This is a genomic window from Mycobacterium innocens (assembly GCF_900566055.1).
In the GTDB taxonomy this organism is placed as follows: Bacteria; Actinomycetota; Actinomycetes; order Mycobacteriales; family Mycobacteriaceae; genus Mycobacterium; species Mycobacterium innocens.
This window is the reverse complement of the sequence record NZ_UPHQ01000286.1, coordinates 1-21,415: the sequence shown is the minus strand read 5'-3', so window position 1 is coordinate 21,415 and position 21,415 is coordinate 1. Positions and strand designations below refer to the sequence as shown.

The window sequence follows — 21,415 nt, the reverse complement described above, 5'->3', positions numbered from 1 at the left end:
GTCACGGTGGCGGTGCGGGATTGTCAGCCGGCGGTGGTGCGGACGGCGGCCCGGGCGCGAGCGTCACGGTGGTGGGCGGACCGACGGGAATAGTGATCCCCGGCGCCACTTCGACGGTGGGTTGAATGACGGTCTCCGAAGGCGGCGCCGCTGACGGCGGCGGCGGTGCCGGCACGCCAGCGTAGCCGCCAATCTCGGTGGGCTTGGGGAAGGTCTCGTTCTGGGAGCCCTTCAGTGCCCCGTCCATGGTCGCCTTCCAGATATCCGATGGCAGACCCGAGCCGTAAACCGCTGCGCCCGAGGCGGTCACCAGCGGCTCGTCGCCCTTGACCGTCCCGACCCACACGGCGGTGGACAGCGACGGGGTGTAGCCGACCATCCAGGCGTCCTTGTTGGCGGTGGTGTCACCCAATTGCACCGTGCCGGTCTTGGCGGCCGAGGGCCGGCCGCCGGCCAGGTTGTGGCCGCGTGAATAGCCCGCGATCGGCATCATGGCCGCGGTGACGTTGTCGGCCACGGCCTTGGGGATGCGCTGCTCACCGGAGTCGTCCTGGGTGGCGGCGTCGAAAAGGACCTGACCTTCCGCGTTGACGACCTTTTGGACGAAGTGCGGCCGGTGATAGCTGCCCGACGCGGCCAGCGTGGCGTACGCCGTCGCCATATCGATCACCCGGGTTTGGTACTGGCCCAACACAATCCCATTGTTCGGCGGCCCGCCCTTGCCATCCTCGGACAGGGTGTGGGGTACGCCCGGGAAACTCTCGGCCACACCGGCTTGGTGGGCGGCGTCGGCGACGGCCTGGGGGCCGCCCTTCAGTTTGAGCATCAGCCGGTAATAGGAGGTGTTCAGCGACATCTTGAGCGCCTCGCCGATGTTGCACGTCCCGCAACCCTCGCCGTCGACATTGCTGATCTTGATGCCGTCGACCGTTAGCGGTGAACTGTCGACCTGGTAGCCCAGCCCGATCCCCTGCTCGAGGGCCGCCACCAACGCGAACACCTTGAACGACGATCCGGTCTGCAATCCTGCCTGGGCGAAGTCGTAGCCGTTGGCGTTGTCGCCGCCGTAGTAGGCGCGCACGCCTCCGTTGTGCGGGTCGATGGACACCACCGCCGCCCGCATATCGGGATCCTGCCCGTCGAGGTACTTGGCCACCGCCTTTTCGGCCGCTCGCTGGGCTTGCGGATCGATCGTGGTGGTGACCTGCAACCCCTGGGTGTTCAGGGTTTGCTCATCGATGTTGAACAGCTCCAGTAATTCCTTGGTCACCTGTCGTTCGATCAGCCCGTTGGGGCCGGTGGTCTGGTTTTCCGCGCGGGCCTGCTCCGGCGGGACGGTCTTGGGAAACTGCTGTCCGGCGCGGTCCTGGGCGGACAGCGCCTTGGTCTCGACCATGCCGTCGAGCACCCAGTTCCACCGCGCGACTGCGCCTTCCGGGTCGACCGCCGGGTCCAGCGTGGACGGTCGCCTGATCAGCGCCGCCAGCAACGCCCCCTCGGACACGGTGAGCTGCTCGACCGGCTTGTCGAAATAGGCCTTCGAAGCCGCCGAGATCCCGTAAGCACCCCGCCCGAAGTAGATGATGTTCAAATACGCCTGGAGCACGTCGTCTTTGGACCACTCCCCGGACATCTTGGTCGCGATGACCAACTCCTTGGACTTGCGCATCAGGCCGCTCCACCCGTGCTGCGCGGAACCGACCAGCGCGTTCTTGACGTACTGCTGGGTGATCGTGGAACCGCCCTGCAGGTCGCCGCCGAACAGGTTGTTCTTCACCGCCCGGGCAAAACCGCTGAACGAGAAGCCGGGGTTGGAGTAAAAGCCGCGGTCCTCAGCGGCGATGACCGCCTGACGTACGTGCACCGGGACCTGGCTGAGGTTGACGTCGACGCGATTGCCTTCAGGCGGAACGATTTTGGCAATTTCGGAGCCATCGCTGGCCAGAATCGTGGAGACCTGGTTGGTGCGGATGTCCCCCGGTCTCGGCACGTCGACAATGAAGTAGGCCATGGTGAAGGTGACGATCGGCAGCAAGATCATTGCCGCTGCGGCCAGGCCGACCGACCGCCGCACCCACTTCCAGTTGGTCTGCTGGATCCACTCGGGCCTCGGCCTGGGCGACCGAGCGCCCGTCGGGCCGCCCGGGCCGGGAGGCCCCGGTGGACCTGCTGCGCCGCTCAGCCGCTCGTGTCGAGGGTGCGGCTCAGGACTGTTCAGCGCAGCCTTGACCTGCTCCAGCGGGTCGCGATGCAGTGGTGTCGTCGGCGGATTGTCCAGGGCAGCCCTGACTTCCTCGATCGGGTCCGCGTGCCGAGACGATCGGTCATCGGTCACCGGCGGGATGATCGTGGTCATTCGATCGTCGGGCGGAACCTGGCGGCGCGGCCCGGCCGACGAACGCGCCGCCTCCGGGCCACCGGGGTTCCCGCGAGGTTGGTCCACACCCTCAGTCGCCGGTCCGCCTGCAGCGTCACTCGACGACTGGTGGTGGCCCCCTTCGCTATTCACTGGCCGTGCGGGCGCCGTTGCGCGCCGTCCGCCTTCGACCGGACCCCCTGGGTGGACGCGCCGGACGCGCCGGACGTGCCGCGCCCAGGACATACGACTTGACCAGGTGATTCCAACTGCAGGTTCGGCACACCTCCACAACGTGCACCGCAAACTCCGTGAACCGGGTGGCGAGCATGACGAGCTCCTCGGCGGTCCGCGCCGAGCCTGAGATCGCGCCCAGGTGCTCGCCGAACACCCAGGACACGATCGTCAGCTGCTCCTTGCGGCAGATCGGGCAGACCACTCGGCTTGGTTTCCCGTGAAACTTTGCGGCGCGCAGCAGATAGGGATTTGCGTCACAGACCTCGGAGACGCCGGTGCGCCCCGAGTACACCTCGGCCAGCAGTGAACGCCGGCGAAGCGCATAGTCCACCACCTGTCGCTGCAGTTGCACGCTGACCAGAGTACGTCGCTTTCGCGTCGTGACGATGCAGCCCGGCGCGGCCTGGGCACATCCCGGGCAGGCGCGGCGGCAGCCCGACCCGAGCCACCGACCTCGCAACCGATGCTCCATCGCGTCCCCACAAGCCCGACTTCTACGATCATCCCCGTGGCGAAATGGCTGGGCGCACCGCTGGCTCGTGGAGGATCGACGACGACCCGGGCCAAGGACAGCGACCGGCAAGACGCCTGCCAGATTCTTGACGCCGCCCTCAACGACGGTCAGCTCTCGATGGAAGAGCACCGCGATCGGGTGAGCACCGCAACCAAGGCCGTGACGCTGGGCGACCTGCAGGACCTGATCGCCGATCTGCAGTCCCAGAGTGCACCCGCGGAGGTCCCCGCACTCAAGTCCCGGGCGCGGCGCAACGGATGGGGTCTGCTAGCGGCCGCATTCGGGGTGTCGGTGCTGTTGGGTGTCGGCATCGGCTGGGGTCTGTACGGCAACACCAGCTCACCGCTGGATTTCACGACGGATCCGGGAGCCAAGCCGGACGGCGTCGCGGCCGTGCTGCTGACCCCGCCGAAGCAGCTGCACTCCCTCGGCGGGCTCACCGGTCTGCTGGAGCAGACGCGCAAGAGGTTCGGCGACACCATGGGGTACCGCTTGGTGATCTATCCGACGTACGCGGTGCTCGATCGTAAGGACCCCGCCGACGACCGCAGAGTGCTGAGTTACACCTACCGCGGCGGCTGGGGCGACCCGACCAGCTCCGCCAAGAGCGGCACCGACGGGTCCCTGGTCGACCTGGGCAAGTTCGACGTGAAGGCGACGGTGGGGATCATGCGGGGCGCCGGGAGACGTTGGGCATGAAGCAGTCCGACGTCACCAACATGTACCTGGTCATCGATCCGGCCGACGACCCCACCACGCCCGGGGCACTGTCGCTGTCGGTGTATGTTTCCAGCGATTACGGTGGCGGCTATATCGTCTTCGCTGGTGACGGCACCGTCAAACAGGTGAGTTACCCGTCGTAGCGAAGCCGGCAGTCGACGTGGGCAGGTCGCTCACACGTGACGAACAACTCACCAACGCCGCGTGGTGTTGTGGCAAATATATCGAAACGATACGATGACGCGAGGCGTCGAACCGCTAAGTAGTTTACGCAACCAGCCATACAGCAGCCACACAGAGGGGGTGACTCGATGCTGGAACTTGCCATCCTGGGCCTCCTGATCGAGTCGCCCATGCACGGCTACGAGCTGCGCAAACGGCTGACCGGGTTGCTCGGCGCGTTCCGGGCATTCTCGTACGGCTCGCTGTATCCGGCGCTGCGGCGGATGCAGGCGGAGGGACTGATCGCGGAGAATGCCGCGCCCGCGGGCACGCCGGTGCGGCGCGCACGCCGGGTCTACCAGCTGACCGAGGAGGGCCGGCGACGCTTTGCCGAACTGGTCGCCGACACCGGCCCGCACAACTACACCGACGACGGCTTCGGAGTGCACCTGGCGTTTTTCAACCGCACTCCGGCCGAGGCCCGGATGCGCATCCTGGAAGGCCGTCGCCGCCAGGTCGAAGAGCGCCGAGAAGGCCTGCGCGAAGCGGTGGCGCGGGCCAGCAGCTCGTTGGACCGCTACACCCGGCAACTGCACCAACTCGGGCTCGAGTCCAGCGAGCGTGAAGTCAAGTGGCTCAACGAGCTCATCGCCGCAGAACGGGCAGCGCCCAATCACGCCGAACAGACGTGAACTCTGCACACCAGCCCTGCATACAACCACACAAGACACTGCCCGAAGCTATGAGGTTAGGAGAACGCCCGAATGAGTGAGTACAAGCCGTTAGGGGCGCCGGAGGCGCAGCCTGAGGTACGGGTCGCCATGGTCGGCGTCGGCAACTGCGCGTCCTCGCTGGTCCAGGGCGTCGAGTACTACCACAACGCCGACGACTCCTCGACGGTGCCCGGGCTGATGCACGTGCGGTTCGGTCCGTACCACGTCCGTGACGTCAAGTTCGTGGCCGCGTTCGACGTGGACGCCAAGAAAGTCGGGTTCGACCTGTCGGACGCGATCTTCGCCTCGGAGAACAACACCATCAAGATCGCCGACGTGGCGCCGACCAACGTGACCGTCCAACGCGGTCCGACATTGGATGGCATCGGCAAGTACTACGCCGACACCATCGAGCTGTCCGACGCCGAACCCGTTGACGTGGTCCAGGTGCTGCGGGACGCCAAGGTCGACGTGCTGGTCTCCTACCTGCCGGTGGGTTCGGAAGAAGCCGACAAGTTCTATGCCCAGTGCGCCATCGACGCCGGGGTGGCGTTCGTCAATGCGCTGCCGGTGTTCATCGCCTCCGACCCGGTGTGGGCCAAGAAGTTCGCCGACGCCGGAGTGCCGATTGTCGGTGACGACATCAAGAGCCAGGTCGGTGCGACGATCACGCACCGGGTACTGGCCAAGCTGTTCGAGGACCGCGGCGTGCAACTGGACCGCACCATGCAGCTCAACGTGGGCGGCAACATGGACTTCCTCAACATGCTCGAACGGGAACGTCTCGAATCGAAGAAGATCTCCAAGACGCAGGCGGTCACCTCCAACCTGCAGCGCGAGTTCAAGACCAAGGATGTGCACATCGGCCCGTCCGACCATGTCGGCTGGCTCGACGACCGCAAGTGGGCTTATGTGCGACTGGAAGGCCGCGCCTTCGGTGACGTGCCGCTGAACCTGGAGTACAAGCTCGAGGTGTGGGATTCGCCGAACTCGGCCGGCGTCATCATCGACGCGGTGCGCGCGGCGAAGATCGCCAAGGACCGCGGCGTCGGCGGACCGGTGATCCCGGCATCGGCCTATTTGATGAAGAGCCCGCCGCAGCAGTTGCCGGACGACATTGCGCGCACGCAGCTCGAAGAGTTCATCATCGGGGGTTAGTTCGACGACGACGATGCGCGCCGTGCAGCGGCGCGGCCTGGCAGGACCGCATCGCGGGCTCGATTCAACCAGTCGCAGGAGCTCGGGGCTTGTCGATGCGCCCGAAACCCCACCCACTTCTCCCGGCGTTACCGAAGTGACAATTGGGTTTTGGTGCGGCACCATGGCGTGCCGGCCCTTTCCCGGGTCGCCGCATAGTTCGTAATGTCGAGGATTGTGACCGAGATCTCCGACGACGAACTGGCCGGACTCTCCGAGTTCGATCTGCTGGCCGAGAACGCCGAGCAGGCCGGTGCCACCGGCCCGCTGCCGGAAGTAGAGCGGGTGGAAGCCGACACCGCTGCCGGCAGAATCAGCGCGCTGCGCTGGGGCGGCTCGACGCCGCGAGTGGTCTTCCTCCACGGCGGCGGCCAGAATGCGCACACCTGGGACACCGTGATCGTCGGCCTTGGCGAGCCGGCGCTGGCGGTAGATCTGCCGGGGCACGGTCATTCCGGTTGGCGCGAGGACGGCGACTATTCGCCGCAGCACAATGCCGACGCGCTGGCCCCGGTGCTGCGGGAGCTGGCACCGGCGGCCGAATTCGTCGTCGGGATGTCGCTGGGCGGGCTCACCGCGATCCGGCTGGGCGCGGTCGCCCCCAAGCTCGTCGACGAGCTCGTCGTCATCGACGTCACCCCGTCGGCGCTGCAGCGGCACGCCGAAATGACCGCCGACCAGCGCGGCACGGTGGCGCTGATGCACGGTGAGCGAGAATTTCCCAGCTTCCAGGCGATGCTCGAAGTGACCATCGCCGCGGCGCCGCATCGCGAGGTGAAGGCGTTGCGCCGCGGCGTGTTCCACAACTCCCGTCGACTAGACAACGGCAACTGGACCTGGCGCTACGACGCCATCCGCGGCTTCCCGGACTTCGCCGGCTTGTGGGATGACGTCGACGCCTTGTCGGCACCGATCACACTCGTGCGCGGCGGCAAGTCGGGCTTCGTCAGCGACCAAGACGTTGCCGAATTAAGCAGGCGCGCAAGATATTTCCGTGGTGCGCACATCGTTCCGGATTCGGGCCACTCGGTGCAAAGTGACCAACCGCGCGCGCTCGTCGACATCCTGCGCGAAGTGTTCGGCAGACGCTGAGCGTTTCGCCCAGGGCGCCGGGCCTACCGTGGTCGTATGACCTCAGCCGTGCATCCCGATCTACCCATCCGCATCGGCGTGCAGCTCCAGCCGCAGCACGCCCCGCACTACGGCGATATCCGCGACGCGGTCCGCCGCTGCGAGGACATCGGCGTCGACATCGCCTTCAACTGGGACCACTTTTTCCCGCTCTTCGGCGATCCCGACGGTGCGCATTTCGAGTGCTGGACCATGCTCGGGGCGTGGGCCGAGCAGACGTCACGCATCCAGATCGGCGCCCTGGTGACCTGCAACTCTTACCGCAATCCGGAGCTGCTGGCCGACATGGCCCGTACCGTCGACCACATTTCCGACGGCCGACTGGTGCTGGGCATCGGTTCCGGCTGGAAACAAAAGGACTATGACGAATACGGCTACCAATTCGGCACCGCCGGCAGTCGCCTCGATGACCTGGCCGCCGCACTCCCGCGAATCAAGGCCCGACTCGCAAAACTGAATCCACCGCCGACCCGTGATATCCCGGTGTTGATCGGAGGCGGCGGCGAACGCAAGACGCTGCGACTGGTGGCCGAACACGCCGACATGTGGCACAGCTTCACCGCTGCCGACGAGTTCCCGGCCAAGGCCGCGGTATTGAACCGGCACTGCGCCGACGTCGGACGGGATCCGGCCACGATCGAACGCTCGGCCGCGGTAACAGGCGGGATCGCTGACGCCGAAGCCCTCGTCCGACTTGGGGTCACACTGCTGACGGTCGGCTGCGACGGTCCCGATTACGACCTCACCGCCGCTGAAGCGCTCTGCAGATGGCGTGACAGCCGTTAGTTTGGGTTCGCGTCGATTTCTCCGCCAAACACCCGAACGCGCGCAGCAAGTCGTGAGAAACTTGCCAGCGCCGATAGCCGGAGCGGCTGGAAGAGACTCGACGAAACCGATGCCTAAGAAATATGGGATCAAGGAAAAAGACCAGGTCGTTTCGCACATCCTCGACCTGATTCTGACTGGCAAACTGCGCAGCGGCGACCGTGTCGACCGCAATGAAATCGCGCAGGGCCTGGGAGTCAGCCGCGTCCCGATACAAGAGGCACTGGTGCAACTCGAACACGACGGCGTCGTGTCGACTCGCTATCACCGCGGGGCGTTCGTCGAGCGGTTCGACGAAGCCACCGTCCTCGAGCATCACGAGCTCGACGGCCTGCTCAACGGCATTGCTTCGGCACGGGCCGCAGCTAACCCCACACCGCGGATTTTGGGCCAACTCGACGCGCTGATGCGCTCGTTGCGTACGTCGAAGGAACCGCGGACGTTTTCCGAAGTCGCGCACGAATACCGTCGAACGGTCAACGACGAGTACGCGGGGCCGCGGCTGCACGCCAGCATCCGTGCCTCGCAAAACCTGATTCCCCGCGCCTTTTGGCTGACCTACCAGAACGGCCGCGACGACATGCTGTCGTTCTACGAAGACGAGCACTCCGCAATACATCGGCGTGATCCGGAAGCCGCGCGAGCCGCATGTATCGGACGCTCCCAGCTGATGGCGCACACGATGCTGGCCGAACTATTCCGTCGCCGAGTCTTCACTCCGCACGGCGGGATCGGGCCGGACCAGATTCCGGTACGCCTCACGGCCATGGCTGCGGAGCCATCGGCCGTCGGCGCTCTGGCGGGCACTCGCGAGCCGTCGTCGATCGTGCTCTGAGCGGCGCGCGCCATCCGGTCGGCCGATACGGTGGCGGTGATGAGTCCACGCGTGGGTCCCTGCACCAGAAGCGGGCGCAGACTGCTGGCCGCGGCCGCGGCAATACTGATCCTCGCTAGCCTGGCAACCGCGGCGCCCGCGGCGGCAGACCGGCATCAGTGCGCCCCCGCCGGTGTGGAGAGTGCCACGGTTCTGCCCGGTAACCTGTCCGGGCCTGGCGTGGCGGGCACCGACGACGACACCGACACCGACACGACCGCCACCGTCGTGCCGCTGAGCTCGATCGATGTCAACGCGCTGGGGCTGGGCGCATCCGGGGTGCTGACGGTGGGCACGCTATCGGATGCCCCGCCGAACGTCTGCATCAACTCGACCGGACGGTTCACCGGCTTCGACAACGAGCTGTTGCGCGCCATTGCCGCCAAACTTGGCCTGCATGTCCGCTTCGTCGGCACCGACTTCTCCGGGCTACTTGCCCAGGTGGCATCGCGACGTTTCGACGTCGGATCGGCATCGGTCAAGGCCACCGATGCGCGCCGTCGCACAGTCGCTTTCACCAACGGCTACGACTTCGGCTACTACTCGCTGGTGGTGCCCCCCGGTTCGGCGATCACCAGTTTCACCGACCTCGCCGCCGGTCAGCGCATCGGCGTCGTCCAAGGCACCGTCGAGGAGTCCTACGTCGTCGACACCCTGCACCTGCAACCGGTGAAGTATCCCGACTTCGCCACCGTGTACGGCAGTCTGAAAACCCACCAGATCGACGCGTGGGTGGCACCGGCGAACCAAGCGGCGGCGGCCATGCGACCGGGCGATCCCGCGGTGATCGTCGCGAACACCTTCAGTACCGACGACTTCGTGGCCTATGCGGTCGCCAAGGACAACCCCGCGCTCGTCGACGCGCTGAACTCGGGGCTGGACGCGGTGATCGCCGACGGAACCTGGGCGGATCTCTACAGCAACTGGGTTCCCCGCACATTGCCGCGCGGGTGGAAGCCCGGCTCGAACGCCGTCGCTGCCCCGACGTTGCCGGATTTCGCCGCAATCGCGGCCAGTCAGCACCGCAAGCCGCTCCAGCCCGCCGCACCCAAGTCGACCCTGGCGCAGCTTCGGGAATCCTTTTTCGATTGGGACATGTACCGACAGGCCATCCCGGCGCTGTTCTATACCGGGCTGCCCAACACGTTGATCCTGAGTGTCAGCGCCAGCGCGATCGGGCTGGCGATCGGCATGGCGCTGGCCGTCGCCGGGGTCTCGCAGAAGCGCTGGCTGCGGTGGCCGGCGCGGGTGTACACCGATATCTTCCGCGGCCTGCCCGAGGTAGTGATCATCCTGATCATCGGGCTGGGCGTCGGCCCGATGGTGGGCGGGCTGACCAACAACAACCCTTACCCGTTGGGCATCGCCGCGCTGGGGTTGATGGCCGGCGCCTACGTCGGCGAGATCCTGCGTTCCGGAATCCAAAGCGTGGACCCCGGCCAGCTCGAGGCCGCTCGTGCCCTGGGTTTCAGTTACTCCGCGGCGATGCGACTGGTGGTGGTGCCGCAGGGAATACGGCGAGTGCTGCCGGCATTGGTCAACCAGTTCATCGCACTGCTGAAAGCCTCTGCCCTGGTGTACTTCCTTGGCCTGGTGGCCAGACAGCGCGAACTGTTCCAAATCGGCCGCGACCTCAACGCGCAGACCGGTAACCTGTCGCCGTTGGTGGCCGCGGGCATCTTCTATCTGCTGCTGACCATCCCGTTGACCCACCTGGTGAACTACATCGACGCGCGACTTCGGCGCGGCCGCGCCAGAATTGATCCGCAGGATCCCTCCGAGGTCGTCAGCTCGACCATCGGTCAGGAGATGACGTGACCAGCGGGGCGCGCCGTACGCCGGTTTCGTTGGTTGCCAAGGATATTCATCAGGCGTTGGGCGGCAATGCGGTGCTGCGCGGTGTCGATATCGACGTCCCGGCGGGCACCACCGCGGCGGTGATCGGCCCGTCGGGCTCGGGCAAGTCGACGTTGCTTCGCACCCTCAACCGGTTGCACGAGCCCGACAGCGGCGACATCCTTCTCGACGGGCGGTCGGTGTTGCGGGACAACCCCAACGAACTGCGCCAGCGAATGGGCATGGTATTCCAGCATTTCAACCTCTTCCCGCATCGCAGCGTGCTCGACAACGTGGCTCTGGCGCCACGCAAGCTGCGCGGCCTGTCCGCCGGCGCGGCCCGCGATCTGGCGCTGCGCCACCTGGAGCGAGTTGGCCTGAAACACAAGGCCGCTGCGCGTCCCGGCACGCTGTCGGGCGGCCAACAGCAACGTGTTGCGATTGCGCGCGCACTGGCCATGGCCCCGCAGGTGATGTTCTTCGACGAAGCGACCTCTGCGCTGGATCCCGAAATGGTCAAGGACATCCTGGGACTGATCGCCGACCTCGGCGCCGACGGAATGACGATGGTGGTTGTCACCCACGAAATGGGCTTTGCCCGCTCGACATCGGATGCGGTCGTCTTCATGGATCACGGCAAGGTCGTGGAAGCCGGTCCCCCGGAGCAGATCTTCGAGGCCGCCCAGACGGATCGACTGCAGCGATTCCTGGCCCAGGTGCTTTAGGTTTAGGCACCGCTGGCAGTCGGCTATCGCGATGTCGGGTTAGACTGCCGACTTATGGCGGACAGCGAATCCACCGCACCTGAGGTGACGGAATTGGCGGAGGGCCTGCACCGCGCACTGTCCAAGTTGTTCGCGATCTTGCGCCGCGGGGATCCCAATGGCGCGGTCGCCGGGGAATTGACCCTGGCGCAGCTGTCGATTCTGGTCACTTTGCTCGATCGCGGCCCGATCAGGATGACGGACCTGGCCGCCCACGAACGGGTGCGGACACCCACCACCACCGTGGCCATCCGCCGGCTGGAAAAGATTGGGTTGGTGAAGCGCTCCCGCGACCCGTCCGATCTGCGGGCCGTACTGGTCGACATCACGCCGCAAGGGCGGGCGGTGCATGCCGAGTCGCTGGCCAACCGGCATGCCGCACTTGCCGCGATGCTCAGCCAGCTCCCCCACTCCGACCTCGACACGTTGACGAAAGCGCTGGCGCCGCTGGAACGTCTGGCCAGCGGTGAGCCGGCCAGTGACGCCGCCGACGATGCCCGTGAACAGGCGTGAAAGCAACCGACCGGCAAGCTGATTGGTAACCGCTCTAGCCATGCCCACCGCACTCATCACCGGCGCCAGCCGCGGCATCGGTTCGGCGATTGCCACCGCCTTGGCGCCGACACACACCCTGCTGCTGGCCGGTCGGCCCTCCGAGCGTCTCGACGCCGTCGCGAAACGGTTGGGCGCCACCACTTTTCCACTCGACCTGGCCGATGCCAGCACGATCGAGGCCAGCTGCGAAGTGGTCGACGAACTCGACGTGCTGGTGCACAACGCCGGGCTATCCATCCCCGGCCACGTCGGCGATTCGCACGTCGACGAGTGGCGTGCCACCTTCGACGTCAACGTCTTCGGCGCGGTGGCACTCACACTGGCACTGTTACCGGCGCTCCGGCAAGCCAGCGGCCAGGTGGTGTTCATCAATTCTGGTGCCGGGCGCAATGTTTCGCCGGGCATGGCGTCTTACTCGGCCAGCAAGTTCGCCTTGCGGGCCTTTGCCGACTCGCTGCGCGCCGACGAGCCCGGCCTGCGGGTGACGACGATTTTCCCGGGCCGCACCGACACCGAGATGCAGCGCGAACTGGTCGAGTTCGAAGGCGGCAACTACGATCCCGCCAGATTCCTGCGAGCCGAAACCGTCGCCGGGGTGGTCGCAAACGTGGTAGCCACCCCGCACGATGGCCACGTCCACGAAGTGGTAGTCCGGCCCCGCTAGCGCTAGCGGGCTGTCGAGTGTGTACCACGCGACGGCTTTTCGGCGTGTCGCGTCGGCCAATTCACATTCGGCGGGGGATTCAGACCACCAGGTTGATCAGCCGGCCCGGAACCACAATCACCTTGCGGGGCGTGGCTCCCGCCAGGAATGCCTGCACCTTTTCGTCAGCCAGCGCGGCGGCTTCAACCGCCTCGTTGTCCGCCTCGGCGGCCACGACTATCCGGCCACGCACTCTGCCGTTCACCTGCACCGGGTATTCGACGGTCTCGTCGACAAGGTACGCCGGATCTGCCTCGGGGAAGGGACCGTGCGCCAACGAGACGGCGTGGCCCAGCCGCAGCCACAGCTGCTCAGCCAGATGCGGAGCCAACGGAGCCAGCATCAACACCAATGGCTCGATCGCCGCGCGAGGCACCGCATCACGATGCTTTTTGGTGAGGTGGTTGGTGTATTCGATGAGTTTGGCAGCCGCGGTGTTATTACGAAGTGCCGCATAATCTTCGGACACACCCGCGATCGTGCGGTGCAGTGCCCGCAGCGTGTCGGTGTCCAATTCCGTCCCGTCGACCACCCGCGTCTCACCGGTGTCCTCCTCGACCACCAGCCGCCACACTCGTTGCAGAAAGCGGTGAGCCCCGACGACATCCTTGGTGGCCCACGGACGCGAGGCCTCCAGCGGGCCCATCGACATCTCATACACCCGCAGCGTGTCGGCGCCGTATGCGTCGCAGATCTCGTCGGGTGATATGGAATTCTTCAGGCTCTTACCGATTTTGCCGAATTCCTGGAAGACCTCGATCTCGCCGCCGGAATCCGGGTAGAAGAAGCGCCCGTCGCGTTCGATCACTTGATCTGCCGGCACGTAGGATCCGCGCGCGTCGGTGTAGGCGAAGGCCTGAATGTAGCCCTGGTTGATGAGCTTGCGATAGGGCTCCCGTGAGCTCACGTGACCCAGGTCGTACAACACCTTGTGCCAGAACCGCGAATACAGCAGATGCAGCACCGCGTGCTCGGCGCCACCGACGTACAAGTCGACGCCGCCGGGGTCTTCCGGGCCGTGTTCGACCGGCCGTGGGCCCATCCAGTACGCCTCATTTTCCCTGGCGCAGAACCGCTCTGAGTTATGCGGATCGGTGTAGCGCAGCTCGTACCAGGAGCTGCCGGCCCATTGCGGCATCACGTTGGTGTCACGACTGTACCGCTTGAGGCCGTCACCGAGATCCAGCTCCACGTGGACCCACTCGGTCGCCTTGGCCAGCGGCGGCGACGGCTCGCTGTCGGCATCGTCGGGATCGAACAGCACCGGTGAATGGTCGGCCACCTCTGGCAATTCCACCGGCAGCGCGGCGTCGTCGAGCGCATGCGGACGTCCGTCGCTGTCGTAGACGATCGGGAACGGCTCACCCCAATACCGCTGTCGCGCGAAAAGCCAGTCCCGCAACTTGAATTCGATACGCGCCCGGCCACGGGCCTCGAACTCCAGCCGCGCGGTGATAGCCTGCTTGGCTTCTGTGACGTTCATCCCGTCGAGGTAGCCGGAGTTCACCAAGACGCCGTCTCCGGTGTATGCGGCCTGCGAAATGTCGCCGCCGGCAATGACTTCCACGACCGGCAGGCCGAACGCCCGGGCAAAGTCCCAGTCCCGCTGATCGTGGCCCGGGACCGCCATGATCGCCCCGGTACCGTATCCGGCCAGCACATAGTCGGCGATGAAGATCGGCACCGGTTCGCCGTTGGCCGGGTTGATCGCGTAGCTTCCCAGGAAGACGCCGGTCTTCTCCCGGCTCTCCTGACGCTCCAGGTCCGACTTGGCCGCGATCGCACCGCGGTAGGCGGCGACGGCCTCGGCCGGTGTGGCGGCGCCGTAGGTCCACGACGGGTTGACGCCGGCGGGCCAGGCGGGCACGACCAGTTCGTCGACCAGGTCATGCTCGGGAGCCAGCACCAGGTACGTGGCGCCGAACAAGGTGTCGGGCCGGGTGGTGAACACCTCGATGTCGACTCGCGAACCGGCCCGGTCCCCCGTCACAGTAGTCGCCGAAAACAGCGCCGCCGCTCCCGTCGAGCGACCAATCCAATTGCGCTGCATGGTCTTGACCTGTTCCGGCCAGTCCAGCACGTCGAGGTCGTCGAGCAACCGGTCGGCGTAGGCGGTGATGCGCATCATCCATTGCCGCAGCCGCTTGCGGAACACCGGGAAGTTGCCCCGGTCGCTGCGGCCGTCGGCGGTGACCTCTTCGTTGGCCAGAACCGTGCCCAGCCCCGGACACCAGTTCACCATCGAATCGGCCCGGTAAACCAGTCGGTAGCTGTCGATCACGTCGGCCTGCTCCCCCGCCGACAACCTGGCCCACTCCCGCCCATCGCCGAGAGTTCTTGCACCGGACTCGAATTCGGCACGCAGCTCGGCAATCGGACGGGCCTTGTTGGCTGCGGTGTCGAACCACGCGTTGTAGATCTGCAGAAAAATCCATTGCGTCCACTTGTAGAACTCGACGTCGGTGGTCGAGAAGCTGCGACGGCTGTCGTGGCCGAGGCCCAGCCGGCCCAGCTGCCGCCGGAAGTTCACGATGTTGGCCTCGGTCCGGGTACGCGGGTGCGTGCCGGTTTGCACGGCGTACTGCTCCGCGGGCAACCCGAAGGAGTCGAACCCCAATGCGTGCAGTACGTTGTGGCCCTTCATCCGGTGATACCGAGCGAAGACGTCGGTCGCGATGTAGCCCAGCGGGTGACCGACGTGCAAACCCTCGCCGGAGGGATAGGGAAACATATCCTGGACGAAGAGCTTGTCCGCAGCCACCGGCGAACCGTCCGCGGGAGCCAATGACCCGACCGGGTTGGGCACGTTGAACGTCCCCAGGCGAGCCCAGCTGTCCTGCCAGCTTCGCTCTATCACCGCTGCCATCTCGGCGGTGTAGCGGTACCGCGGCGCGTCGGATTCCGCGTCCCAGACACTGGACGTGTCACCGGAGGCGCTGCCCGGCGTCGTGGTCGGCGATTCGGTCACGCCCAACAGGGTATAAGGGCGCCCCTTCGAGGTAGGCGCCCAAGCCGCCGGCCACGGGTTGGTCTCGGTTGCGTTGCACACCGGTCAGAGGTTCATCCCAGCTCGATGTCGGCACTATTGGCGCCTTTAAGAGTTCGCTAAATTCAGCTCGATAACGGGCATTGATGCCCGAGGAGTTCGGAGGGACCGACGCACATGATCCAGATCGCGCGTAGCTGGCGGGTCTTCGCGGGGGGCATGGCTGCCGGTTTCGTCGGCGTCGTACTCATTGCGGGCGGGAAGGCATCGGCCGAACCGCTGTATCCCCAACCCCCTCTCCCCGCGCCGGTTTCGGTGCAACCGGCGGCGCCGCCCGTCCAGAACCTCACCGCGGTTCCCGGCGGTGTCAGTAACAGATTCGCCCCGGTCCCCGCACAGGCGCCGGCACCCGCGCCCGTGGTGTCGGCACTACCCCCGGCGGCCGTGGCACCGACGCCGCCAGCGGTGACGCCTGCCGTAGCCGGGACGTTGCGTGAGTTCCTCCAGGGCAAGGGGGTCAAGTTCGAGCCGCAGCGGTCGCAGGGGTTCAAGGCGCTCGACGTCACCCTGCCGTTGCCGCCTCGATGGACTCCGGTACCCGACCCCAACGTGCCCGACGCCTTCCTGGTGATCGCCGACAGGGTCGGCGGTAACAGTGTCTACACGTCCAACGCGCAGGTGGTGGTCTACAAACTGGTCGGCGACTTCGACCCCGCGGAGGCCATCACACACGGCTTCGTCGACAGCCAGAAGCTGCTGGCGTGGCGGACGACCAACTCATCCATGGCCGACTTCAACGGCTTCCCGTCGTCGATCATTGAGGGCACATACCGCGAGAACGACATGACGCTGAACACCTCGCGCCGCCATGTCCTTGCCAGTTCGGGGGCTGACAAGTACCTGGTGTCGTTGTCGGTGACCACCGCGGCCTCGCAGGCGATTGCCGATGCGCCTGCCACGGACGCCATCGTCAACGGTTTCCGGGTGACGGCTCCCGGGGCGGCCGGTCAGGCGCCCGCGCGCGGGGCAGCAGCGATCGCGCCCGCTCCCCAAGCTCCCACCCAGGCGATCGCGCCCGCTCCCCAAGCTCCCACCCAGGCGACGCATTCGGCTCCGGTGGCAGCCCCCGCTCCGCAGGCGACGGCACCCCACGTAAACCCCGCAGCGCCGTCGCTGCCCGGGGTGACAACCACGCTGCCGCCGCTGGTCACCCTCACACCCGTCCCGTCCCGCTGAGTCCGGGCGCCTCTGACCGATCGGCGTTCGGCGGATCGGGTCGGGCGGACTCACCGGCGAACTCGTATTGTGAGCCCATGGTGATTGCGGGTGTGCTGTGCGTGTGTGCGGCGGCGGCTTCCGCCGTCTTCGGGGTCTGGTCGCTCTCTCATACCCGCACCGCCGATCCGACGCAGCTGGCGCTGCGCGCAATGGCGCCTACGCAGTTGGCGGCCGCGGTCATGCTGACCGCCGGAGGTGTCGTGGCACTTGCGGCGGCTGCGCCAACGGCTTTGGTGGTGATGGTCGTTTGCGTTGCGGGCGCGTTCGGCACGCTCGCCACCGGCTCATGGCAGAGCGCCCGCTACGCGCTGCGCCGGGAGGCTGCCCGGCCCAAGTCGGCTGATTGCGGCGGGGGTTGCGCGGCCTGCACGTTGTCCTGCCGATGAATTCGGTATTGGCCGTCGGTCTTCCTGACGGATCATCGACGTTGCCGGACCCGCGGAGTCGAGCGTGGCTTGGTCTTAGTTGCGGCTGAGGTCGATCGGATGGGTGGCCAGCAGCGAAAGCGGTAGCGGCTGCCGCCGCAAGACCTGCCCCCACAAGTCGGCTCTGGGTGGAACCAAGACGTCAGATGGCAACGCCGACAACACAATCCAGTCATCGCGTTCGATTTCGCCTTCGAGCTGACCGATAGTCCAGCCCGAGTACCCGGCGAAGATCCGCACACCTTCTACCACCGGTGCAAGCAGGTCGGGGTCGGCGTCCAGATCCACCATCGCCATGCGGCCCGCAACATGGCGTAGACCCGGCACCCCGTCCGGATCCGCACCGACCCGCAGTACGGCCAGGCACAGGGCAGCGTCGCGTTTGACCGGGCCCCCGATGAACATCGTCTTCGGTTTGGCGGCGAGTTTGGCCCACTGCGGCAAGACGTTGTACACCGCTGTCTCGCTGGGTCGGTTGAGCACCACACCCAAGGTGCCGCCCTCGTTGTGCTCGACGATGTAGATCACGCTGCGCCGAAAGGTCGGCTCCAGCAGATCGGTGTTGGCCAGCAGCAAAGTACCCGCTCGCACACGTTGTGCGGCGGGTGCCATGTAGTCTTCGGGGTCTTCCTGCGGCGCCACCACACCATCATCGCATTCGCCAAAGCATCACCGGGCCAAACAAGCACGGTCGGCAGATATTTGTACTGTGATTGGGTCGGGCACAGCGCGATACCAGCATTGCCTGCGCCCGATCGTGGAAGTGGGTTTTGTCATTCGCAGCCAGACGCAAACCAGCGCACCCGTCGCACTGTGGTGGTCGATACGTGCTCTGCCCGATTTCGGGCGACTGCTGCAGCTTCGCGTAGCGAGCCAATTCGGTGACGGTCTCTTCCAGGCGGGGCTCGCGGGAGCACTGCTGTTCAATCCGGACCGGGCCGCCGACCCGATGGCGATCGCAAGGGCTTTCGCGGTGCTGTTTCTGCCGTATTCACTGCTCGGCCCGTTCGCCGGGGCACTGATGGATCGTTGGGACCGGCGGCTGGTGCTCGTCGGCGCCAACATCGGCCGGCTGGCCTTCATTGCCGGGATCGGCACGATCCTGGCGCTTCGCGGCGGCGATCTACTGCTGCTGATCGGAGCATTGCTGGCCAATGGTTTGGCCCGGTTCGTGGCATCGGGTTTATCGGCATCGTTGCCCCATGTGGTGCCACGCGAGCAGGTGGTCACGATGAACTCGGTGGCCACCGCATCAGGGGCGGTCGGGGCCTTCCTGGGCGCGAACTTCATGCTGTTGCCCCGCTGGCTGGCCGGCGGCGGCGATCACGGCGCCGCCGTGGTCGTCTTCACCGCCATTGTCCCGGTGCTGATTGCGTTGCTGCTGTCGCTGCGGTTCGCCCCCCGGGTACTCGGTCCGGACGACACCAAGCGCGCGATCCATGGATCGGTCGTCTACGCAGTGATCACCGGCTGGCTACACGGTGTGCGTACGGTTGTGCAACAACCGACGGTTGCCGCTGCGCTGTCCGGCTTGGCCGCACACCGGATGGTGGTCGGCATCAACTCGCTGTTGATCTTGCTGCTGGTCCACCACATGAAAGATGCGGACGTCGTAGGGTTCGGCACCGCCCTGGTGTTCTTCGCCGCCACGGGTCTCGGGGCATTCCTGGCCAACGTGTTGACTCCGGTCTTGATCCGGCGGTGGGGGCGCTACGCGACGGCCAACGGCGCCCTGATCGCGGCCGCGACGATCGAAATCGCCGGCGCCGGCCTGGTGATCCCGATCATGGTGGCATGCGGGTTCCTGCTGGGCGTAGCCGGCCAGGTGGTCAAGCTGTGCGCCGACTCCGCGATGCAGATAGACGTCGATGACGCGTTGCGCGGGCACGTGTTCGCCGTCCAGGACGCGTCGTTCTGGGTCTCCTACATCGCCTCGGTTACCGTTGTCGCAGCATTGATTCCAGCTGACGGGCACGCGCCCGCGTTCGTGTTGTTCGGTTCGGTGATCTATTTGACCGGGCTTGTGGTTCACAGCATCGTTGGCCGACGGGGCCAGCCGGTCAACGGCGACTAAGGGAGGTACTGATGGCGGGTCCGGGTCCGATCGTCGCTGACCTGCGGGCCGAAAGCGACGACCTCGACGCGCTGGTGGCGCCTCTTCCCACGCAGCGATGGGTCAAGCCGACACCGGCACCGGGCTGGACCATCGCACACCAGATCGGCCACCTGTTGTGGACTGATCGGGTGGCGCTGACCGCGATCACCGACGAGGCCGGGTTTGCCGGCGTGCTGACCCAGGCGGCGGCTAATCCTGCCGGCTTCGTGGACGCCGGCGCCGAAGAGCTCGCGGCCCGGCCGCCGGACGAGTTGCTCGATGACTGGCGGATGACGAGGGGCCGGTTGCACGATGCGTTGCTGAAGGTTGCCGATGGCCGCAAACTACCGTGGTTCGGGCCGCCGATGAGCGCGGCGTCGATGGCTACCGCGCGATTGATGGAGACCTGGGCGCACGGACTCGACGTCGCCGACGCCCTCGGTGTCAGTCGGCCTGCCACCAACCGGCTGCGCTCGATCGCGCATCTCGGTGTCCGCACCCGGGACTACGCGTTCTTCGTCAACAATCTGACCCCGCCGGCCGAGCCTTTCCGGGTCGAGTTGCGCGGCCCCGACGGAGACACCTGGTCCTGGGGGCCGGCCGATGCCGCCCAGCGCGTCACCGGATCCGCCGAGGATTTCTGTTTCCTGGTCACCCAGCGGCGGGCGTTGCCCACTCTCGACATCACCGCGGTAGGGGACGACGCGCAGCGGTGGTTGACGATCGCTCAAGCCTTTGCCGGCCCTCCCGGCCGCGGGCGATGAGCGCGCGCCAGCGCGCGAAGAGAGCCGCGGCCCATCAGCTCCGCCGCGGGCGATGAGCGCGCGCCAGCGCGCGAAGAGAGCCGCGGCCCATCAGCTCCGCCGCGGGCGATGAGCGCGCGCCAGCGCGCGAAGAGGGCCGCGGCCCATCAGCCCCGCCGCGGGCGATGAGCGCGCGCCAGCGCGCGAAGAGGGCCGCGGCCCATCAGCCCCGCCGCGGGCGATGAGCGCGCGTCGGACCGTTTGATCGATCTCAGATCCTGCCGGTGGATGGACTCGGCGGACGGCTTGCGCATTTGAGCGCATGCCTCCTCGGTTTCGGGGAAATGTTGGGGCTTCGGCCCGCTTCAGACTCCGCCAGCTAACGGTCGGAAGATCCGGATTCCGGCGCAGTGGTTGGCGGTAATTGGGTCAGGCCAGCCTGGGCCGTCTGAGCACTGCTTTTCCATGAACGATCGTAAGGATTGTCGTTCAATCTGCCGAAAAGCGGCAGTAATGCGGGTAGCGTTTTTCAGTTGTCCCGGGCTGTGGTGATTGGGGATCGGAGTCGAACATGTCGTCGTTTTTGGTCGTCACGCCGGAAGCATTGTCGGCAACGTCGGCGGATCTTCACGGAAATCGGCACGGCGATCAGGGCGGCCAACATGATCGCGGCCGGTTCGACGACACAGATTTTGACCGCCGCCCAAGACGAGATCTCTGCGGCGATTTCCGGCTTGTTCAGCGTCTTTGGCCAGGATTATCAGGCCCTCAGCGCGGGGGTCGCCACCTTTCACACCCAGTTTGTCCAGGCACTGACGGCCGGTGGGGCCGCGTATGCGGTCGCGGAGGCGGCCAACGCCTCACCGTTGCAAACCCTCGAAGCAGGCGTTTTGGGCGCGATCAATGCGCCGGCCCAGATGTGGCTGGGGCGTCCACTGATTGGTAACGGGTCGGACGGTGCGCCGGGAACGGGGCGGGCCGGTGGGCCTGGCGGGCTGTTGATCGGCAACGGCGGCAACGGCGGGTCGGGGGCGCCGGGACAGGCTGGTGGCACCGGCGGGGCTGCGAGCCTATTCGGTGACGGAGGGCGCGGTGGCGCCGGGGGCAACGCGACCGCTGCCGGCGGGGCGGGCGGCGCTGGCGGTGCCGGTGGTGCCGGTGGATGGTTGGGTGGCTTCGGCGGGACCGGCGGCGCCGGCGGCAGTGGGGCCGCCGGAGGGCCCGGCGTGGCCGGTGGCGCCGGCGGTGCGGGCGGCACCGGCGGCACCGCTTATGCGCCGCTGGGGTGGGCTGGTGGTGCC

17 protein-coding genes and 2 pseudogenes are annotated in these 21,415 nt (G+C 66.5%); 15 read left to right on the top strand and 4 right to left on the bottom strand.

What is annotated here, in order from left to right; translation table 11 throughout:
• Nucleotide 1: 1 nt before the first annotated feature.
• Nucleotides 2-2,509 (bottom strand): transglycosylase domain-containing protein, encoded by a 2,508-nt coding sequence (locus EET03_RS27705; RefSeq protein ID WP_075544244.1) that lies wholly within the window; start codon nucleotides 2,507-2,509, stop codon nucleotides 2-4.
• A complete protein-coding gene (locus tag EET03_RS27700; RefSeq protein ID WP_075544245.1) occupies nucleotides 2,502-2,945 on the bottom strand; it encodes a DUF5318 family protein in 444 nt (147 codons plus the stop codon). The genes EET03_RS27705 and EET03_RS27700 overlap by 8 nt, the downstream gene beginning before the upstream one ends.
• Before the next feature lie 156 nt (nucleotides 2,946-3,101).
• Between EET03_RS27700 and EET03_RS27695 the strand changes: the two are divergent.
• The 10 genes and pseudogenes from EET03_RS27695 to EET03_RS27650 all read left to right on the top strand — a co-directional run bounded on the left by EET03_RS27695 (nucleotide 3,102) and on the right by EET03_RS27650 (nucleotide 12,548).
• Nucleotides 3,102-3,970: pseudogene (locus tag EET03_RS27695) on the top strand (DUF1707 SHOCT-like domain-containing protein).
• Between the two features lie 168 nt (nucleotides 3,971-4,138).
• Nucleotides 4,139-4,681, top strand: a complete 543-nt coding sequence (locus tag EET03_RS27690) for a PadR family transcriptional regulator (RefSeq protein ID WP_063472320.1) — start codon at nucleotides 4,139-4,141, stop codon at nucleotides 4,679-4,681.
• 72 nt (nucleotides 4,682-4,753) lie between these two features.
• A complete protein-coding gene (locus tag EET03_RS27685) occupies nucleotides 4,754-5,860 on the top strand; it encodes an inositol-3-phosphate synthase (RefSeq protein ID WP_075544246.1) in 1,107 nt (368 codons plus the stop codon).
• A gap of 204 nt (nucleotides 5,861-6,064) precedes the next feature.
• Nucleotides 6,065-6,991: an alpha/beta fold hydrolase gene (locus tag EET03_RS27680; protein WP_099193871.1), complete on the top strand. Its 927-nt coding sequence runs from the start codon at nucleotides 6,065-6,067 to the stop codon at nucleotides 6,989-6,991.
• Nucleotides 6,992-7,027: 36 nt separating this feature from the next.
• Entirely contained in the window at nucleotides 7,028-7,816 is a 789-nt protein-coding gene (locus EET03_RS27675; protein WP_075544247.1) for an LLM class F420-dependent oxidoreductase, read from the top strand.
• 109 nt (nucleotides 7,817-7,925) lie between these two features.
• Nucleotides 7,926-8,690 carry a GntR family transcriptional regulator gene (locus EET03_RS27670; protein ID WP_075544248.1) on the top strand — a complete coding sequence of 255 codons (765 nt, stop codon included), beginning with the start codon at nucleotides 7,926-7,928 and terminating at the stop codon, nucleotides 8,688-8,690.
• Between the two features lie 81 nt (nucleotides 8,691-8,771).
• On the top strand, nucleotides 8,772-10,547 hold the full coding sequence (locus tag EET03_RS27665) for an ABC transporter substrate-binding protein/permease (RefSeq protein WP_425271569.1): 1,776 nt from the start codon (nucleotides 8,772-8,774) through the stop codon (nucleotides 10,545-10,547).
• Complete coding sequence (locus EET03_RS27660; protein ID WP_063472314.1) at nucleotides 10,544-11,290, top strand: amino acid ABC transporter ATP-binding protein; 747 nt, start codon at nucleotides 10,544-10,546, stop codon at nucleotides 11,288-11,290. The genes EET03_RS27665 and EET03_RS27660 overlap by 4 nt, the downstream gene beginning before the upstream one ends.
• Before the next feature lie 54 nt (nucleotides 11,291-11,344).
• A complete protein-coding gene (locus EET03_RS27655; protein WP_075544250.1) occupies nucleotides 11,345-11,842 on the top strand; it encodes a MarR family winged helix-turn-helix transcriptional regulator in 498 nt (165 codons plus the stop codon).
• Between the two features lie 40 nt (nucleotides 11,843-11,882).
• Complete coding sequence (locus EET03_RS27650; RefSeq protein WP_075544251.1) at nucleotides 11,883-12,548, top strand: SDR family oxidoreductase; 666 nt, start codon at nucleotides 11,883-11,885, stop codon at nucleotides 12,546-12,548.
• Nucleotides 12,549-12,627: 79 nt separating this feature from the next.
• Here the strand turns inward: EET03_RS27650 and leuS are convergent, their stop codons facing one another.
• On the bottom strand, nucleotides 12,628-15,555 hold the full coding sequence (gene leuS / locus EET03_RS27645) for a leucine--tRNA ligase (protein ID WP_075544252.1): 2,928 nt from the start codon (nucleotides 15,553-15,555) through the stop codon (nucleotides 12,628-12,630).
• A gap of 195 nt (nucleotides 15,556-15,750) precedes the next feature.
• Here leuS and EET03_RS27640 point away from each other — a divergent pair, with 195 nt between their 5' ends.
• On the top strand, nucleotides 15,751-16,809 hold the full coding sequence (locus EET03_RS27640) for an LpqN/LpqT family lipoprotein (protein WP_122508856.1): 1,059 nt from the start codon (nucleotides 15,751-15,753) through the stop codon (nucleotides 16,807-16,809).
• A 77-nt stretch (nucleotides 16,810-16,886) separates the two neighbouring features.
• Nucleotides 16,887-17,237 (top strand): hypothetical protein, encoded by a 351-nt coding sequence (locus EET03_RS27635; protein WP_075544254.1) that lies wholly within the window; start codon nucleotides 16,887-16,889, stop codon nucleotides 17,235-17,237.
• A gap of 75 nt (nucleotides 17,238-17,312) precedes the next feature.
• Here EET03_RS27635 and EET03_RS27630 read toward each other — a convergent pair whose 3' ends face one another.
• Nucleotides 17,313-17,921 carry a YqgE/AlgH family protein gene (locus EET03_RS27630; RefSeq protein WP_023369112.1) on the bottom strand — a complete coding sequence of 203 codons (609 nt, stop codon included), beginning with the start codon at nucleotides 17,919-17,921 and terminating at the stop codon, nucleotides 17,313-17,315.
• Between the two features lie 100 nt (nucleotides 17,922-18,021).
• Between EET03_RS27630 and EET03_RS27625 the strand changes: the two genes are divergently transcribed.
• The 3 genes and pseudogenes from EET03_RS27625 to EET03_RS27615 all read left to right on the top strand — a co-directional run.
• Nucleotides 18,022-19,350: an MFS transporter gene (locus tag EET03_RS27625; RefSeq protein ID WP_075544258.1), complete on the top strand. Its 1,329-nt coding sequence runs from the start codon at nucleotides 18,022-18,024 to the stop codon at nucleotides 19,348-19,350.
• Between the two features lie 11 nt (nucleotides 19,351-19,361).
• Nucleotides 19,362-20,135 (top strand): TIGR03084 family metal-binding protein, encoded by a 774-nt coding sequence (locus tag EET03_RS27620; protein WP_075544255.1) that lies wholly within the window; start codon nucleotides 19,362-19,364, stop codon nucleotides 20,133-20,135.
• A 550-nt stretch (nucleotides 20,136-20,685) separates the two neighbouring features.
• A pseudogene (locus EET03_RS27615) lies at nucleotides 20,686-21,415 on the top strand (PE family protein); the annotation flags it as partial.

What these genes read in the sequence shown, in the direction of transcription:
- EET03_RS27620 (WP_075544255.1), top strand. Translation starts at nt 19,362, where the DNA reads ATGGCGGGTCCGGGTCCGATCGTCGCTGACCTGCGGGCCGAAAGCGAC.
- EET03_RS27650 (WP_075544251.1), top strand. Translation starts at nt 11,883, where the DNA reads ATGCCCACCGCACTCATCACCGGCGCCAGCCGCGGCATCGGTTCGGCG.
- EET03_RS27670 (WP_075544248.1), top strand. Translation starts at nt 7,926, where the DNA reads ATGCCTAAGAAATATGGGATCAAGGAAAAAGACCAGGTCGTTTCGCAC.
- EET03_RS27640 (WP_122508856.1), top strand. Translation starts at nt 15,751, where the DNA reads ATGATCCAGATCGCGCGTAGCTGGCGGGTCTTCGCGGGGGGCATGGCT.
- EET03_RS27635 (WP_075544254.1), top strand. Translation starts at nt 16,887, where the DNA reads ATGGTGATTGCGGGTGTGCTGTGCGTGTGTGCGGCGGCGGCTTCCGCC.
- EET03_RS27655 (WP_075544250.1), top strand. Translation starts at nt 11,345, where the DNA reads ATGGCGGACAGCGAATCCACCGCACCTGAGGTGACGGAATTGGCGGAG.
- EET03_RS27685 (WP_075544246.1), top strand. Translation starts at nt 4,754, where the DNA reads ATGAGTGAGTACAAGCCGTTAGGGGCGCCGGAGGCGCAGCCTGAGGTA.
- EET03_RS27690 (WP_063472320.1), top strand. Translation starts at nt 4,139, where the DNA reads ATGCTGGAACTTGCCATCCTGGGCCTCCTGATCGAGTCGCCCATGCAC.
- EET03_RS27675 (WP_075544247.1), top strand. Translation starts at nt 7,028, where the DNA reads ATGACCTCAGCCGTGCATCCCGATCTACCCATCCGCATCGGCGTGCAG.
- EET03_RS27680 (WP_099193871.1), top strand. Translation starts at nt 6,065, where the DNA reads ATGTCGAGGATTGTGACCGAGATCTCCGACGACGAACTGGCCGGACTC.